Here is a 16,073-nt window from a genome sequence, read left to right as displayed (position 1 = left end):
CGCACTGCCGACCACCGTCCCGCGCATACGCTAGGTATGCTCCCCCGCGAGAGCGGGGAGGGGCCCGGTCGGCGGAGCTCGTGTGCGAGAGCAGGCTTCCAGCACGGCTGGTCGCCTGCTCTCGTGCTGTATTCGGGGACCTACTACCAGTAGAGGGTTTTATGGGACGGCTGTTCGGCACAGACGGTGTTCGTGGGCTCGCCAACGAGTCGCTGAGCCCGGAACTGGCGATGCGCGTCGCGGGTGCGGCCGCGCAGGTGCTCTCGCGCGGCAAGAAGCGCGCGGTCGCGGTCCTCGGCCGTGATCCGCGGGCCAGCGGCGAGATGCTCGAGGCCGCGGTGACCGCGGGCCTGACGTCCGTCGGTGTCGATGTCCTCTCGGTGGGTGTGCTGCCCACCCCGGCCGTGGCATATCTGACCGGCCTCTACGACGCGTGCTTCGGCGTGATGATCTCCGCCTCGCACAATCCCATGCCCGACAACGGCATCAAGATCTTCGCGGCGGGCGGGCACAAGCTCGACGACGCCGTGGAACAGCGGATCGAAGCGCTGATCACCGAGGGCGTCACGGTGCGCCCGACCGGCGCCGGCATCGGCCGCGTGCGCGGTGACTACACCGTCGAGGGCACCCACGAACGCTATGTCGAGCACCTGCTCGAATCCACCGGCCAGGACCTGTCCGGGCTGACCGTCGTCGTCGACTGCGCGCACGGCGCGGCCTCGGAGGTGGCCCCGCAGGTGTACCGGGAGGCGGGCGCGACGGTGATCGCGATCAACGCCGAACCCGACGGCCTCAACATCAACGACGGCTGCGGCTCGACCCACCTCGACGCCGTCCGCGCCGCGGTCCTCGCGCACGGCGCCGACCTCGGCATCGCCCTCGACGGCGACGCCGACCGGTGCCTGGCGGTGGACGCCGCGGGTGAGATCGTCGACGGTGACGCGATCATGGCCGTGCTGGCGCTGGCCATGCGGGAGTCGGGCGAGCTCGTCGCCGACACCCTGGTCGCGACCGTGATGAGCAACCTGGGCCTGCACATCGCCATGCGCGCGGCGGGCATCACCGTGCTCACCGCCGCCGTCGGCGACCGCTACGTGCTGGAGGAACTGCGCCGCGGCGGGTACAGCCTCGGCGGCGAGCAGTCCGGGCACGTCGTGTTCCCGCGCTACGGCACCACCGGTGACGGCGTGCTCACCGGGCTGCGGCTGATGGCGCGGATGGCCCAGACCGGGCGTCCGCTGAGCGAGCTGGCCGCGGTGATGAGCACCGTGCCGCAGGTGCTGGTGAACGTGCCGGTCAGCGACAAGGCCGCGGTCGCCGTGGCCCCCGAGGTGCGCGACGCGGTCGCCGAGGCCGAGCGGATCCTCGGTGAGTCCGGCCGGGTGCTGTTGCGGCCCAGCGGAACCGAGCAGCTGGTGCGGGTGATGGTCGAGGCCACCGACCCGGCGCAGGCGCGGCAGCTCGCCGACGATCTGGCCAAGCGGGTCGCGGCCGTCTAGCTCCACCTGGCGGGTCGCGCCCGGCCCATCTACTATCGGCATACGCCGTATGGACCTGTGTGCCGGTGGCGCGTGTGCTGCTCGGCGCACCGGATAGTTTGGCGCGCAGCACGATTCGAAGGGGGCCGATTCATGGTGCCGCCGCTGCCTGCCCGGAACTATCGCGACGAGGACCGCTACCCGGTCGAGTACGGCGAGTCCGACCCGTATCACCGCTGCGGCGGGGCGTGCGGCAGGCCGGGGTGCCGTGATGTGCCGCAGGGGTATTCGCACACTGTCCCGATCCGCGACGAGGGCTACGGCCAGCCGGTCGAGCACTACGAGCCGGTCCCCGAACCGACGCGCGGTTATGCGTTCCCGGTGCCGCGGATGCCGCGGTCCCGGTCGTTCATCGTGGTCGTGACGATTCTCTTCGTGACCGGTGCCGCCGGGCTGATCGGCGCGAAGCTCGGGTCCGACATCGACCTGTTCGGTGCCCCGGCACCGGCCGTGACGCAGTCGTTCTGATCAGAACTGGCCGACGGCGAATCCGCTGAACAGCACCAGGAACCCGCCGACCTCGCCCGCCATCAGCCCGTACATCGACAGCCGCAGTTCGGCGGGGATCCGCCCGGCGAACTGGTTGGTGGTGTCGCGCCGCCATCCGTGCAGCGCGTAGCTGGCGATCGCGCCCGCGAAGAACGCCAGGATCACCAGGTCGGCGGTCAGATTGACGATCGTCGGCCAGGCGCTGAGCTCGGTGAACACCGCGAGCAGCACGCCGGCGAAGGAGTACAGCAGCGCCGCGCGATGCGCGATGTCGACATAGACGTGCGCCGCGCCATCTGCCGAGGTGCGGATACCGTGGTACTTCCACACCCCGAGCAGCAGGGCACTCAGGAAGATCAGCCCGGTGACCAGCAGCGTGACGCGGGTGTCGATGCCAAGTGTGAGGTCCATGGACCGTCCTAACCCTCGGTGAGCGACCCGCCCGCCATGTGCCAACGGCGGGTCGCACGAACAGAATCCAGCATCCGGCGATCATGCGTCACCAGAATCAGCGTGCCGGTGAAGGATTCGACCGCCTGCTCGAGCTGTTCGATGGCGGGCAGGTCGAGGTGGTTGGTCGGCTCGTCCAGGACCAGCAGGTTCACCCCGCGCGCCTGCAGCAGCGCCAGCGCGGCCCTGGTGCGCTCGCCGGGCGACAGCGTGTCACAGGCCCTGGTGACGTGCGGGCCGCGCAGGCCGAACTTCGCCAGCAGCGTGCGCACCTCGGCGTCGGGCCAGTCCGGCATGGCGGCGCCGAAGGTGGCGGCCAGCGTGTCCCGACCACGGAACAGTCCGCGCGCCTGGTCCACCTCGCCGATCAGCACCCCGGAACCCAGTGCGGCCGAACCGGAATCGGGCGCGATCTTGCCCAGCAGCAATCCGAGCAGCGTGGATTTGCCCGAACCGTTGGCGCCGGTCAGCACGATCCGGTCGGCCCAGTCGATCTGCGTGGTGATCGGCCCGAGCGTGAAGTCACCGCGCCGCACGACGGCGTTGGCAGCGGTCGCCACCACCGCGCCACTGCGCGGCGCGGTCGCGATCTCCATCCGCAGTTCCCACTCCTTGCGCGGCTCCTCGACCACGTCCAGCCGCTCGATCCGGCGCTGGGTCTGGCGCGCTTTGGCCGCCTGCTTCTCGGTGGACTCGGCGCGGGTCTTGCGACCCATCTTGTCGGAGTCGCCCTTGCCCTTGCGCCGGGCATTGCGCACGCCGTGCTCGAGCCAGTTGCGCTGCATCTGGGCCCGCGCCTCCAAACCCGCCTTGGTGTCGGCGAATTCGTCATACGCCTCGCGCGCGTGCCTGCGGGCGATCTCGCGTTCGGCCAGATAGGACTCGTAGCCGCCGTCGTAGAGCCCCACCTGCTGCTGGGCCAGATCCAGCTCCAGCACCCGATTCACGGTGCGTGCCAGGAACTCCCGATCGTGGCTGATCACCATCAGCGGCACCCGGACGCCCTTGACGAAGCGTTCCAGCCGGTCCAGGCCGTCCAGGTCGAGGTCGTTGGTCGGCTCGTCGAGCAGCAGGATGTCGAAGCGCGACAGCAATACCGAGGCCAGACCAGCGCGGGCCGCCTGCCCGCCCGACAGCCCCGTCATCGGGGTGTCCAGGCCGCCGGCCAGCCCGTCGGTGAGCCCGAGATCGGCGGCCACCTCCTCGGCGCGCTGATCCAGGTCGGCGCCACCTAGTGCCAGCCAGTGTTCGAGCGCGGGCGAGTACTCGTCGTCCCCGCCGTCACCGAGCCGCTCGGCGGCGGCGTCCATCACCCGCTGCGCGTGCGCGACCCCGGTCCGCCGGGACAGGAACCCGAGCACCGTCTCGCCCTCGATCCGCTCCGGCTCCTGCGTCAGATACCCGACCGTCGCGTCCGGCGGACTGAGCGTGATGCTGCCCTCGCCCGCCACCCCGTCGGCCAGCATCCGCAGCAGCGTCGACTTGCCGGCGCCGTTCACCCCGACCAGCCCGATCACATCGCCGGGCGCGAGGGTGAAATCGAGGTCGGCGAACAGCGTCCGCTCGGCGTGGCCCGCGGACAGACCGGTGGCTTGCAATGTCGTGCTCACCGCCTAAGTCTGCCCGTCTCGGGGTCGGACCCCGAGACGGGCCCTCCGGAAATCAGGGTGCGGATGGGTCTGCCGACCGATGCGGGCCGGGGTCCGGTCTCGGCACAGTGGAGTCATCACCGCTTCCCGAGGAAGGCAACACACAATGACTGCCCCCGCCCGCCGCTTCACCCGTTCGACCAGCGACAAATGGATCGCAGGCGTCTGCGGTGGCATCGCCGAGTACTTCGGCTGGAACGCCAATGTCGTCCGCCTGGTCTTCGTGGTCTCCTGCCTGCTGCCCGGCCCCCAGTTCCTCCTCTACCTGGTCCTGTGGCTGATCATGCCCAAGAAGTAAGGCCCGACCGCTCCGGTAACCGCTCGCGGATGACAGGATGGTGGCAACCCCGCCGCGCCGTCATCCGCGAGTTTTCCGTTTGAGGAGGAGTCCCATGGTCACCTCGGGCGACATCCCCGGCCTCGGCCTACCCGACATCGACGCCCATTCCCCCCTGGGCGCCCTCGGCCCGGTCGAGCTCCATTCCCCGTCCCAAGACCTCGACGGTGACGGAGTCGTCGACTCCCTCACCGACGCCACCCCCCACGACACCACCATCTGGTCCGATTACGACCACGACGGTTTCGCCGACCATGTGACCGTGGTCGAGGCGGATGGGGACTACGCGGCCTGGGAGTACCACCGACATCCCGACGGGACGTCGGAGTGGCGCCGAACCGACCAGGGGAACCTGGGGAAGTGAGTGAACTCGGCCCGCCGGTGAGGGAACCGGTGGGCCGGGTCGTGCGTCGAAGTAGGTAGTGCGCCGCTGTGGCGTGCTCGAATCGGCTGAAGGTGGGGGAATGGGCGACACAGTTTCGGGCGGACTCGTGGTGAACCAGGCCGCGATGACGCAGACGGTCAACAGCTTGAAGGACACGGTGTCGACCACCCGTACCTCGGCGAAGCAGGTCGCGACGGCGGAGTGGGCGGCTGCCGACGCCGGACGGGCCTATACCGGCAGCGGACAGAAGATCGATGCTGCGCTGGATCGGGTCGTCAGCTGGGCGAAGGTCTGGACAAGCGCGTCCGAGGGGCTCGCCGACGCGATCGGGAAGGCGGCCGTCGAGTACACGGACGTCGACACGAAAACCGCTCGTGGACTCGACGGTGCCGCGCCGGCACCCGCGAAGTGAGGCGGGGCCATGACGAAGTCCACGAACGAGCTCCTCGACGACGGAGCTCCCGGTCTCCAGTACTTCGAACAGCTGGGCCCGCGCTACGTCGAGGCCTTCGGCGGGAGCTTCAACTTCTACGAGTTCGTGCGGCCGTACGACAACGAGCGCGATATGAACATCACCAAGCTCGATGCCGCCGCCACTGCGCTCCGGCAGTTGTTGACGACAGCTGATTCCAAGATCACCGCTCAGCAGTCGGCTGCCCAGTCGATGCAGACTGGCTGGCAGGGAGCGGCCGCTGAAGCCGCGGCGGGTCAGCTGGGCCGGATCGCGACGATGGCGAGCGAGGACCGCGACGCGGTGCGGAAGTTCGAAGCGGCGTTGACGAAGGCGGCGGCTGAGATCCCCGGGCTCGTCAAAGCCAAGGCTGACACGGTCTCGAAGTTGACCGACGGCGCGGTGGAACTGTACGTCGGGGGGAAGACCAAGAAGATGCCGACGGTCGGTGGATTGGATCCGACCGCGATCGACAGGGTGATCCGGGGAGCCGAGAGCGGGCACATCCTCAACAACGACCTGGACACCATGACAGGGCATCGCAATTCGGCAGGTGCGGAGGATGTGCCGAACAGCGCCAAGGAGATCAAGAACACGACCTCAACGGAATACAAGGACGCGATCAAGGCGATCTGCAAGCGGTGGCTGTCGGTGGTCTTCATGCCTGACTACAACGGCAAGGTGCAAATCTTCAACGATCAGTGCACTACGACGAAGATGGCTGTCGAAACACTCTTCAACGCCGTCGAGACCGCTGCCGCGGGCGTTGTCGAACGAAGCTACCCATCCGTGTCCGGGACCGGTACCGCACCGGTCGAAACCAAACAGCAGCCACAGGGCGACCAGCCGAAGACAACGGGCGACCAGACGACTACGGCGGGTACTCAGTCGGGTGACCAGACGACATCGAACGGCGGCCAGACGACGGCCGCCGGCACCCAGTCCGGCGATACGACGACCACCGGGTCGACCGTCAAGACGACCACCGAAACGAAGGACACCAGCACCACAGACGACGACAGCAGCGACGACGATGATGACTCGGATGCCAGCGAGGCGCTGAGCACGCTGACCTCGACCATCAGCGAGCTCGGCACTACCCTCTCGGAGGCGCTGACCGGCGATCTCGGTGACACGCTTACTTCGGCGATCGAATCGGTCGGCACGTCGATCAGCGATGGCATCGAGCAGATGACCGAGCAGGCGAGCAGCTTGATATCCGGCGAGAGCGCGGCTTCTTTCCAGCTCGGCGACACCAAGGTGAGCATCGAAGCCGGCGAGAACGGGCTGTCGTTGACGACCACCGACGCGAACGGCGGTTCGACGCAATACAAGCTGACGCTGGACGAGAACGGGCTGCCGGTGCTGACACAGGAGTCCACGTCGACCGACGGTTCGACAACCGGCCAGACGGACGACACCTCGGGCGTACTGGGTTCGGGCACACCGGAATCCGGCACGGGGCAGGGCGAAGCCGGTCTCACCGATGCCGGAACCGGAGGCCGCGGCGGCGCGGATGCGACCACTTCCGAGACCCCCGACCTCACGAACGCTCCGGTCACCAGCGAGATCGGTTCGGGCGAGCAGTCATCGGGTTCCGTCGCGGGTGGAGTGCCCGTCGGTCCGCGGTCGACCAAGCAGGAGACCGATGGTGAGCATGTGCCGAGCGTCGAGGATCACCCGGTGAGCGATCCGGGCGACAGCGGCGCGGTTCTCGCCGAGGCGGGACCGCTGTGACTCTGGTGGCCGTTGGCGACCGGCGCACGAGACCGGGAGAATGATCGACCGTGGACTACGCGGCAGAGATCGAGCAGATCGCGGCGGACGCGCGTCGGCGTTCGGCGATGCTCATGGACGAGATCGACGAGATCAATCGCCAGACCTCGCACCGAGCAGAACAGTTCGCCGTCGACGCCGCCGAGCGGCTCCGCGAGTTGGCCGAACAGGAATCCGCGGACGAGGAGCCCGAAACCCCCGAACCGCAACCGGTTCCGGAAGAACCGGCACAGCGAATCGCGCCCGCACAGCCGTTGCCACCGCCCACACCGTATGTCGCGAACCCGAACCTGTCCCCCGAGCAGCAGCAAGCCGAGATCAGGGCAGCGGTTGCCCGGGCGAAGGCAGCCCGGCAGGCCAGATCGACAGTCGCGCCGTCGGATGGTGACTACGACTCCGAGTCCGAGTACTACCGTCGCTCGACCTGGCTGGACTGACTTGGTCTGATCGGGCAACCTGAGCCCGTTCGGCGTTGGCGCCGAGATTGCACGAATCATCAGTGGATGCGGTGGGGGACAGCGTGGCTGAGAACGGTTTCATCGCCGGGTACGAGCTCGAGCGGGTACTCGGACGTGGAGGCATGGGCGTCGTATATCTGGCGCGCCATCCGCGGCTGCCACGATCAGTGGCGTTGAAACTGCTGGACGAGCAGATGTTCGGCGACGAGGAGGCCCGAGCGAGGTTCGCGCGGGAGGCGGACCTCGCCGCGCGGCTGGACCATCCGAATATCGTCGCGGTGCTCGATCGCGGGGTCGACAGTGGGCGGCCGTGGATCGCCATGCAATACGTGCGTGGGATCGATGCTGCGGCGGTGGGCGTCTTCGAACCCGAGCGGGCGGTACGGATCGTCTCCGAGGTCGCGGGGGCGCTGGATTTCGCGCACAACCACGGTGTGCTGCATCGGGACATCAAGCCGGGGAACATCTTGCTCAGCGCACCCGAACCCGGTCGGCCGGAACAGGTCTTGCTGGCTGACTTCGGTATCGCGCGACTGCATTTCGATCAGAATCCGCTGACACAGACCGGGGCATTCACCGCGACCTTGGCCTACGCATCGCCTGAACAACTGGCGGGACTGGCGCTGGACCCGCGGTGTGATCAGTACTCGTTGGCCTGCACATTGTTCGTGTTGCTCACGGGCAGAGCGCCTTTCGCTGCCACGAATCCCGTGGCTGTCATCCAGTCCCATATGTCCGCCGAGCCGCCGGCGCTCTCGGCGCACGGTACCGGCTTGCCGGTCGCACTCGACCCGGTGCTGCGACGGGCGATGGCGAAACGGCCCGCGGATCGTTTCGGGTCGTGTGGGGAGTTCGCGGACGCGGTGCGGCACGCGTTCCGTGTTCCGCTGGTAGTGGGAGCGGAGATGCGGGGTACCGCCACGGTTGTGCGACGGTCCGCGCCGACGGTCGTCGCCCCGGCCCCGGCCGTTCCGGATCGACTCGCGCCGGCCGCGTCGGCGCGCCCCGCACCGGTGAGCTCCGGCGGCCGCCCGAGCTCTCACCGGTCGGCCACCGGTCGCGGTGGGAAGCAGGTGTGGCGGCAGCGTGCGGAGACGGTCGGTGTCGTTCTCGCGCTCGGCTGGATCCTCGCGATCTTCTTGCTGGCCGTCCTGAGCTGACAACCGAACCCGGGGACGAGCTCAGAGCGGGCCTGCCTCCGCCAATTCGGCTCCGGAGTCGCCCACAACCGGCTGCTGACCACCGGGAACAGTGGATGGCAAAGGCTCGTTCTCGGGTTCGGCAGTCCACGACGGGGCCCCGTTGTAGCTGCCCGGGTTGTGCTCAGCCTCCTGGCCTTTGGCGTTGAGCGAGCCCGTGGGATTCGCCGTCGCGCCCGATGACGTCCCGGCGTCTTCGAGACCCGCGGGGCCTTGGCCCGAGGACGTCGAGGGCTCTCCGGTGCCGACAGTGCCGGTCGAGGTGTTGTCGCTGACCACCGGGATGCCGTTCTCGTTCAGAGTGAGGCCGTACTGATGGGTTGTGCCGGTGGAGTCCGTGGTGGTGAGCTGGACCTGTCCGTTTTCGCCGGTCGCCAAGCTGAGAGTGGTTCCGGCGATGTTGAATTCGGTGGACCCGGTACCGCTGAACAGGGTGCTCAACTGCTCGATGCCACTGGTGATCGACGTACCGAGCGAGCTCAGACCGGTGCCGATCGATTCCGCGATGGACTCGGCCGAGGACGATGATCCCGACGTCAGGCTCGACAGTTCGCTGACCACCGAGCTCAATGTGGACAGGCCACTGGAGACCGTGGAGAGCAGGCTGCTCAGATCCGTGGTCGTGGTGTCGTCATCGTCATCGTCATCGTCGTCTGTAGTTGTCGGGTTCGTGGTGCCCGCGGTGGTCGTCTTCGCCTCGTCCGTCGTCGTGCCGCCGGCACCGGTCGAGGTATCGGTTGTGGTGCCCGCCGGGTTGGTCGCGGGTGAGGTGCCAGGTGACTGGGGGTTCGGCTGCTCGGTAGTAGGTGCGGGTGGTGTCGACAGATGCTCGACATTGTTCAGCGCATCGGTGACGACCTTCAGATATGCCTTGACTGCCGTGTCTGTTTCGGTACACAGGTTTGTGTAGGCCCTGAAGTATCCCTCGGCGCTCTCGCGAAAGTGCTTACGCCACTCCTCGCAGAGTGCTTGGGCTTGATCGTCGAAATATGAGGGGTCCATGCCGGCCTTGTAGTCCGTGAGAATATCTTTGGTTCTCACAACCCCGAACGCGCCGTTGTCGGCGAGGATCTCGATGCGATGGCGAGCCTGATCGCCGATGCCGCGGCGGGCCGAAAAATTGATTATGAGAGATACATCATCGTTGCCGCTTGCCGCGTCGTCGTCATCGCGGAGGTTGACCTCTCGTCCGCCACTGTCCCCGTTGGTCATCTCGACACCGTTGATCTTGGTGACGCCGTACAATTTTCCGAAAGCGTTGGCTTTTCGCTGAAGACAGCTCTTGATGCCGTCGACGGCGGCGTTGATAATCTCGGGTAGTTGTCCGATCTCAGTGGCCGCCTCGTTGGACCAGGTGTTCAGTTTGCTCAGTTTGTCCTTGGCTGCTGTCCCGCTGGCGCCTTGCCAGGCTGATTCGAGGGCCTGGACGACTTTCTCCTGATCGTCCTGTGCAGTAACAATCTTCGGCTTTGCCGCTGTTATACGCTGGGCGGCACCGACTAGATTGTTCAAAAGCATATACTCTTGTTTATAGTACGGCTCGTTGATCGCACGTTCGCTTTCGAGCGAAATGCCGCTCGCACCGGCGTCACTGTTCACGCCGCCCGAGAAGGCGTAGCGTGCGGCGACGAGATAGAACCACTTCAACGTCCGATCCGAGAATCCGACGCCGCCGCGATTCAGAATCTGGAATGCGTCGTAGGCGGGGTCGTATGCGCCGGAGTCCGCGGCTATCGAAGCGTTTACACCGACGTCGCTGCCGTCATGTTTGCCGTACCCGGCCCACACTGCCGACTGATCTTGGCCACTTCCATTGACGGTGACCCACGATCCTGCATTGCCGGTACCCAGTCCGATCTTGGATTGATCTGCCACCTGCTATTTCCCCCCTGCGGTCAGATCGCCCTTGTTGTCGAACGACACTTTGTTGATGTCACCGGAGAACTGGGTATCGGTGTATTGCAGGCTGTCTGCGCTATTGGTCAATGCGTCGCCAAATGTGGTGCAAGCGTTCGACCAGTTCCGCACCGCAGTCGTTACATGCTCGAAGCCGGTGACGATTGCCGCTGCCTCGGTCGCGTACGCGTTTCCCAAGTCGCTCTTGCTGAACATGTTTCCCCAGGAGCCTGCGACTGTGGACAGCTCCTGGGCAGTGCTTCGAAGCTTGCCGCCTTGCGCGCGAACGGTGTTCGAGTCGATATTCAGCCAGTCACTCACCGGCAATCCCCTTCACTGTGACCTACACCAGCCATGAATCGCGACCGTATCCCTGGGATCGAGCCTCGTCGACGTCGGTCCAATCCGTCGGCTGCACATAGACTTCCCGGCTGTGGGCCGGTGAGGCCGTCTGCTGCGAGCGCATTCGGTACTCGTACATCAGGCGGTCCCGTTCCTCGCGGACCTCCCGCGCCGCACGTTCCTCCGGCGTCTCGGCGCCGAATCCCATCGCGGCGACTCGCTCGCCGATTTGCTGGGTCGCCTCGTAGGCTTCGCGCTGGACTTGCTCGACACGGTCTTCGATCTGGTGGGTGGCGGCGATGTGCTCGTTGGTGATGCTGTCGATTCTGGCGAGCCAGTTCATCGTGGACCACCGCCCCATGGTGTCGACATGGCGTATTCCTCTTGTTCGTGCAGCCGGGTGAGGGCTCGGTCGATCCAGGTCGTGAAGAGCGTGGTCAGGTCGTTGGCGCCGGCCGGACTCAGCCGGACGTGCTCACGGTTGCGCTGCATGAGGTAGCGGCCGTCGTCGGTGAAATCGAACCAGCGTGCGCTGGACCAGGGTTCCGGGCGATCGGTGACCGGGCCGGTCCGCAGCTGCGCCCAGGCGGAACCGTCGCGAGGGCGGTGGACGAACTTGTCGAATCGCTGCTTCGGCGTGACAGACCAATCCCTCGAGTCCGTCTGCTTCGGCGCCAGGTCATCGAGATGGAACGTTTCGGCCGCAGTGCGTCCGGCCGCGCACTCGGGGACGATCCACGAGAGTCGGCCGGGCAGTTGTTCCGGCCGGAGCAGCCGGCAGCGAATCCGCTCTTCGACTCCCTCGTGGGTGGCCGTTTGCGTCAGCATCACCGCGTGGTGAGGCGTCCGAGCGCCGATGACGCGGTATTCCTTCGCGGTGCCCTTGCCGAGAACGCTCGACTCGCCCAGGATCTCCACCCGCAGCTGCGAGGTGGTGAGGGTGTGGAATGCGAGATCGATCAGCTCGTGTGCATCCCTGTCGTAGCTGCCGTGGACCGTCGCACGATGTCGGTCCACTTCCGCCACCGAGGACAACCGGCTGGTGTAGCCCAGGGGGAAGGGAAATCGGTCGCGACCAGGGCTGTACCAGAGCGCCGCGAAATCGTCCGGCTCCCAAGTCCATTCCGTCATTCGTCCCCGCCGATCACACCGCCGGGCAAGGCTTTCGGTGCTTCACCCAGGAGTTCCTCGGTGTTCTCCATGTTCTTCAACCAGTCCGGAATGTCATGGGTGGACTCGTCGTCTTTCCCGCCACCGCGAGCGCCCGGTGCACCCATACCGCCCATTCCGGCCATGCCACGTCCACCATTGGCGGCGGTACTGCCGAGGCCTGCAGCCGTCATACCGGCCGTCAGCGGGGTACCTGGCATCGCCTTCCCGGGACCGGGGGCGGACGGAGATCCGCCACCCGGAGAGCCTCCGCCGCCGGGCGATCCCGAGCCAGGCGAGCCAGAACCGGGTGAACCGGCCCCCGCGGGGTTGGTTCCGGCAGGTGTGGTCGACGGTGAGTCGGGCGTGGTCGAACTGGGCTCCGTCGAATCCTCGGTTTCGGGATTGTCGGTGCTCGAATCCTCGGTCGAGTCGTCAGTGGACTCGTCGTCAGTAGTGGTCGGATCCTCGGTGGTCGCCGGTTGTTCCGTTTCCGGGGTGGTGGCGCCTGGGGTGGTGGTGGTTGCGCCGTTGGTGGATCCGTTTGTGGATCCGTTGCCGCCGGGATCGCTATCCGGGTCGTAAGAGTACAGAGGGTTGACGGGGCTTATCGCGGCGGGAAGTACCGGGATCTTGCCGTCTGATTCCTTGAATTGGTTGATGTAGTGAGACTGCATCGCCGCCCGGGCATCTGCTTTCTCCTTATCGATCTGTTCTCTCGACCGCGGGCCGTCGGTCACCCAGTCGGCGATCTTTCCGGTCAGATCCCACGTATCGCGTCCATTCATCGGCTCATGAACCTTTTGTTTGGTCATGACGACGGAATTGGCCGACAGGCCCACCTCGGAGGCGAGTGCTGACAAGGCGGGTGATAGCTCCAGCGCGCGAGTCGCGTAGTTCGTGATCGCTGTCCGTGAGGCTTCAGCGGCGTTGCCCTCCCACGCCGCGGAGCTGGAATGCTTGATGCGGGCGGCGAAGTACTCGACGGCGTTGTTCCAGCCGATCGAAAGTTCGTTGTACTCCTGAGCGGACTGTTGCGCGGTGGTCGGATCTAGTGGGTTGAACGAGCGGAAGATGTCCCAGTGCTCGAACTCCTCGGTGTTTTCGCGGAGTGCGTCGGTGATCTTGGTCGGCTCGTTGGTGTGCGTCATGACTGGCCTACCGCGATCGAGATGGTGCCGGGTTCGATCTTGCCCGGCGGGTTCGTGGTGATCGGGCTGGCGGGCATGTTCGCCATCGCGCGGTCGTACTCGGCCGCGAAAGTGGCGTCGGCTTCGCGGTACTTCTGGGCGATGGTGCGGTGCAGGATCTGGATGTCGTCGACGATTTTGTAGTGTTGGTCGAGGATGTCGTAGACGTTGTTGGCGGAGTCCTTGGCGGGGTCGACGATCATGGCTTTGCCGCGGAATCGGCCGACCAGGACTTGCGCTGAGTTCAGGCGATCGGTCTTTTCGCCGAGTCCCCAATTCTCGCGCTCCGATATCCGTTGAGCCCGGAGCTGCAAATCCTCTATTTTAGCCTTGAATGCTTCGCAGTCGCGTTCGATGTAGGCGAATTCGTCGGCGTTCACCACGATATTGTTGCTGAAGCCGACCGTAAGATTCCCGTTCTTGGCCTGTTCGATCAGGCTTGCCAGCGGCGTCGAGTCAGCCATGGTTTCGCTCCCTCCCCGAAGCGTCATCTATTCTGGTGCTCATGGTCAGCTGCCTGCTGCAATCGTTGGAGCCAGCTTCTCGGCCATCGATGTTGCAATGTCGCAGGCGTTCCGGTCCTTCGACTTCCGGCGTGACGGCGGATTCGTTATGCTGATCTCCATCCCGCCGCCTTTCATCTCAACATTGATGTTGCAGTTCTCTGCAGGGTTGCGTGCGGGCATCCAGTAGGTGATCGCCGCGCGGCCTGCGATCGTTGACTGGGTTCCAATGACCCACTGAGAACTCGGACTCTCGCGGATCTGCTGCCCGGTAATCGTGGTCACCGCTACGCCTGCCGCGAATCCGTCACTTTGAATCCAGCTGCAGCCCAGCCACTTGCGCGCGGTGCCCGGACTGTTCCAGTTGTTGTCCTCGCTGCCCTTCTTCAACTGTTCCGCATCTATCACCGACTGCGGCAGGTTGCATCCATCGAACCCGGTCGGCAGGGGAACATCGGTCGATGTCGGGGCCGCGGTCGCCTGGTCTTCCGGCTTATCGGAACCACACCCGCTCACCGCCAGCATCCCCGCGACAGCCAAGCCCGCAACCAGCCTTGTTCCCCGACTCACCTGCACAGGTCTCTCCTACCGACGCCAGCACCCTGCGGGACTCCCCGCCCGATGGGCCACGACACTACCGGACCGTCCGAGCGGCACGAGGCTGCTCATTCGAGGTCGAACCGCAGTGCGCGTAGATCATCGCGACGGACCCGCTCACATGATGATTGGACGCGGAACCAGCCCTGTCGGTTCCCTGCTGGCACCGCCGAGAATCGATTGTGGTGTAGCGCACATCTGGAGCGGGTGCTGTACCTGCATCAACGGGAGTCGCGCCGACGTACCTGCACGACTCGCGGGGTGGCGGATGCGTCACGTCCAGTCCCCGGGTTCCAGATGTTGCGCGCGAGGTCTGAGATCGTCGGCCGGCCTCCGTCGGTGGGGCGAATCTTGACCAGCCCGAAAACGAGGTCGCCGACACTCGCGCGTATCCATCGCGGTAGCAGTACGGAGTTGACGACGATGACGGTCGCTACAGGCAGCACCACGACTGCCAAAAGGACGCCTTCCGGGCTCTGCGGAAGTGCGATCAGGGCCAGGCACGAACCGAGAAACGTTGCCAGCCACAAGCAGGCATCCACCAGACCCGCCATCGAAGCGCGCATCGAACGAGGCGAGGGGTACCTTGGATCTCCCTGCGCGCCATGATATTTCGCGACCTGCCGCTGCGTTGTGCCGGCGGGGTGGTGCTCGGTCTCACCCATGTTCATCGCGCCATTCTGGCACGCGGTAGGGTCGCGCTCACGGGTGGTGAGATTCAGGGTATGGGGAGGAATATTCTCGTGGAGAACAGGCTGGACGAGTCGATCGATCACGCACGCCGGTTCGCGGAACAGCTCGAGAACACGGCCAAGAAATATGACGAGTTGCAACGCTCGATGGTCGCGCTGGCTGTATCCGCGAGATCTGCGGACGGCAGCGTCGAAGTAACCGTGGACAGCAACGGGGTGCCGAGTGCGATCACGCTGGCCGAACCCACTCGCGGAAAGGACCCCGTGGTGGTGTCGGCCGCCATCATGGAATGCATGCGGAGCGCCCAGGCGAAGCTTCGCCAGCAGGTCACGAATCTCGTGGGCGACGTGGTCGGGAACGATGCACCAGCCGCCGACATGATCAGTCGATACGAGCAGCGGTTCCCTGATCCGGAGCCGATCGGCACTCCGGGGGTGCATGACCTCGCGGTACCGAATCCCTTTGTGTCGGAGCGTGCCTACCAGCCGCCGACTGCGGAATCGGTCTATCCGCCACCGCCCGGGCCGAGTCCGAGTCGGAAGCCGAACCGCGACACGGTCGTCGCGCCGGATGAGCCCGATGAGGACGAGCAGTACTACAGCCGGAAGTCGTGGCTGGTCTGATCATGGGGAGTCCTGCTGATTTTTCGATCGATCCGGATGAAGTCCGCGCGCACGCGGCCAAGATGACGAACCTGATGTCGAAGATGACCGCGGCGCTGCAAGCCGCTACTTACCTCGGCTCCGCGGATGACGGGTTCGGTGAGATACCTCGGCCGTTCGTCGAATGGATATACGACGACGATAACGAGACGGCGATCGCCGCGATTCGGAAGTTGGCCGAATCGGTGTCGGTTCTGCCCGGCAAGCTCGAGACTGTGGCATCGACGGTCGAAGACGTGGATGGAAAGTTCCGGGCGAGCTTGGATGGACTGAAAGCCGGGATCGCTGAATCGAATGGGGGTCGGTAGC

At 65.8% G+C, this 16,073-nt stretch carries 20 protein-coding genes; 10 read left to right on the top strand and 10 right to left on the bottom strand.

Annotated elements, in window-relative coordinates; translation table 11 throughout:
• Positions 1-161: 161 nt before the first annotated feature.
• A complete protein-coding gene (glmM, locus tag ACFYWJ_RS00880; RefSeq protein ID WP_355271431.1) occupies positions 162-1,499 on the top strand; it encodes a phosphoglucosamine mutase in 1,338 nt (445 codons plus the stop codon).
• A gap of 132 nt (positions 1,500-1,631) precedes the next feature.
• Complete coding sequence (locus ACFYWJ_RS00875) at positions 1,632-2,006, top strand: hypothetical protein (protein WP_355271433.1); 375 nt, start codon at positions 1,632-1,634, stop codon at positions 2,004-2,006.
• Here the strand turns inward: ACFYWJ_RS00875 and ACFYWJ_RS00870 are convergent, their stop codons facing one another.
• Entirely contained in the window at positions 2,007-2,438 is a 432-nt protein-coding gene (locus tag ACFYWJ_RS00870) for a hypothetical protein (RefSeq protein ID WP_355271434.1), read from the bottom strand.
• An 8-nt stretch (positions 2,439-2,446) separates the two neighbouring features.
• Positions 2,447-4,087, bottom strand: coding sequence for an ABC-F family ATP-binding cassette domain-containing protein (locus tag ACFYWJ_RS00865; RefSeq protein ID WP_355271436.1), 1,641 nt, complete (start codon positions 4,085-4,087; stop codon positions 2,447-2,449).
• Positions 4,088-4,232: 145 nt separating this feature from the next.
• On the opposite strand from ACFYWJ_RS00865, the gene ACFYWJ_RS00860 reads away from it, so the two are divergent.
• The 6 genes from ACFYWJ_RS00860 (at position 4,233) to ACFYWJ_RS00835 (ending at position 8,693) form a co-directional block, all read left to right on the top strand.
• Positions 4,233-4,424 (top strand): PspC domain-containing protein, encoded by a 192-nt coding sequence (locus ACFYWJ_RS00860; protein ID WP_355271437.1) that lies wholly within the window; start codon positions 4,233-4,235, stop codon positions 4,422-4,424.
• Positions 4,425-4,518: 94 nt separating this feature from the next.
• Entirely contained in the window at positions 4,519-4,827 is a 309-nt protein-coding gene (locus tag ACFYWJ_RS00855; RefSeq protein WP_355271439.1) for a DUF6802 family protein, read from the top strand.
• Between the two features lie 100 nt (positions 4,828-4,927).
• Positions 4,928-5,260, top strand: a complete 333-nt coding sequence (locus ACFYWJ_RS00850) for a hypothetical protein (RefSeq protein ID WP_355271441.1) — start codon at positions 4,928-4,930, stop codon at positions 5,258-5,260.
• Between the two features lie 9 nt (positions 5,261-5,269).
• The gene (locus ACFYWJ_RS00845) at positions 5,270-7,036 is read left to right on the top strand and encodes a hypothetical protein (RefSeq protein WP_355271442.1); all 1,767 of its coding nucleotides are present in this window, start codon (positions 5,270-5,272) and stop codon (positions 7,034-7,036) included.
• A 113-nt stretch (positions 7,037-7,149) separates the two neighbouring features.
• Entirely contained in the window at positions 7,150-7,512 is a 363-nt protein-coding gene (locus ACFYWJ_RS00840) for a hypothetical protein (RefSeq protein WP_355271444.1), read from the top strand.
• Between the two features lie 62 nt (positions 7,513-7,574).
• Positions 7,575-8,693, top strand: coding sequence for a serine/threonine-protein kinase (locus ACFYWJ_RS00835; protein ID WP_387160476.1), 1,119 nt, complete (start codon positions 7,575-7,577; stop codon positions 8,691-8,693).
• A gap of 21 nt (positions 8,694-8,714) precedes the next feature.
• Here ACFYWJ_RS00835 and ACFYWJ_RS00830 read toward each other — a convergent pair whose 3' ends face one another.
• From ACFYWJ_RS00830 to ACFYWJ_RS00795, 8 genes are all read right to left on the bottom strand, one after another.
• Positions 8,715-10,607, bottom strand: a complete 1,893-nt coding sequence (locus ACFYWJ_RS00830; RefSeq protein WP_355271448.1) for a hypothetical protein — start codon at positions 10,605-10,607, stop codon at positions 8,715-8,717.
• A 3-nt stretch (positions 10,608-10,610) separates the two neighbouring features.
• The gene (locus ACFYWJ_RS00825; RefSeq protein WP_355271450.1) at positions 10,611-10,949 is read right to left on the bottom strand and encodes a hypothetical protein; all 339 of its coding nucleotides are present in this window, start codon (positions 10,947-10,949) and stop codon (positions 10,611-10,613) included.
• A gap of 22 nt (positions 10,950-10,971) precedes the next feature.
• The gene (locus ACFYWJ_RS00820; protein WP_355271451.1) at positions 10,972-11,313 is read right to left on the bottom strand and encodes a hypothetical protein; all 342 of its coding nucleotides are present in this window, start codon (positions 11,311-11,313) and stop codon (positions 10,972-10,974) included.
• A complete protein-coding gene (locus ACFYWJ_RS00815) occupies positions 11,310-12,101 on the bottom strand; it encodes an ESX secretion-associated protein EspG (protein WP_355271453.1) in 792 nt (263 codons plus the stop codon). The genes ACFYWJ_RS00820 and ACFYWJ_RS00815 overlap by 4 nt, the downstream gene beginning before the upstream one ends.
• Positions 12,098-13,270, bottom strand: coding sequence for a hypothetical protein (locus tag ACFYWJ_RS00810; protein WP_355271454.1), 1,173 nt, complete (start codon positions 13,268-13,270; stop codon positions 12,098-12,100). Before ACFYWJ_RS00810 ends, ACFYWJ_RS00815 begins: the two co-directional genes overlap by 4 nt.
• Positions 13,267-13,773 (bottom strand): hypothetical protein, encoded by a 507-nt coding sequence (locus ACFYWJ_RS00805; protein WP_355271456.1) that lies wholly within the window; start codon positions 13,771-13,773, stop codon positions 13,267-13,269. Before ACFYWJ_RS00805 ends, ACFYWJ_RS00810 begins: the two co-directional genes overlap by 4 nt.
• Positions 13,774-13,818: 45 nt before the next feature.
• Positions 13,819-14,388 carry a DUF3558 domain-containing protein gene (locus tag ACFYWJ_RS00800; RefSeq protein WP_355271458.1) on the bottom strand — a complete coding sequence of 190 codons (570 nt, stop codon included), beginning with the start codon at positions 14,386-14,388 and terminating at the stop codon, positions 13,819-13,821.
• Positions 14,389-14,630: 242 nt separating this feature from the next.
• Positions 14,631-15,080 (bottom strand): hypothetical protein, encoded by a 450-nt coding sequence (locus ACFYWJ_RS00795; RefSeq protein ID WP_355271460.1) that lies wholly within the window; start codon positions 15,078-15,080, stop codon positions 14,631-14,633.
• Between the two features lie 72 nt (positions 15,081-15,152).
• Here ACFYWJ_RS00795 and ACFYWJ_RS00790 point away from each other — a divergent pair, with 72 nt between their 5' ends.
• Positions 15,153-15,725, top strand: coding sequence for a YbaB/EbfC family nucleoid-associated protein (locus tag ACFYWJ_RS00790; protein ID WP_355271462.1), 573 nt, complete (start codon positions 15,153-15,155; stop codon positions 15,723-15,725).
• Positions 15,713-16,072, top strand: a complete 360-nt coding sequence (locus ACFYWJ_RS00785) for a hypothetical protein (RefSeq protein ID WP_355271464.1) — start codon at positions 15,713-15,715, stop codon at positions 16,070-16,072. The genes ACFYWJ_RS00790 and ACFYWJ_RS00785 overlap by 13 nt, the downstream gene beginning before the upstream one ends.
• Position 16,073: the final 1 nt, after the last annotated feature.

Source organism: Nocardia sp. NPDC003269 (assembly GCF_042888005.1).
In the GTDB taxonomy this organism is placed as follows: domain Bacteria; phylum Actinomycetota; class Actinomycetes; order Mycobacteriales; family Mycobacteriaceae; genus Nocardia.
This window is presented reverse-complemented; position numbering and strand designations above follow the sequence as displayed.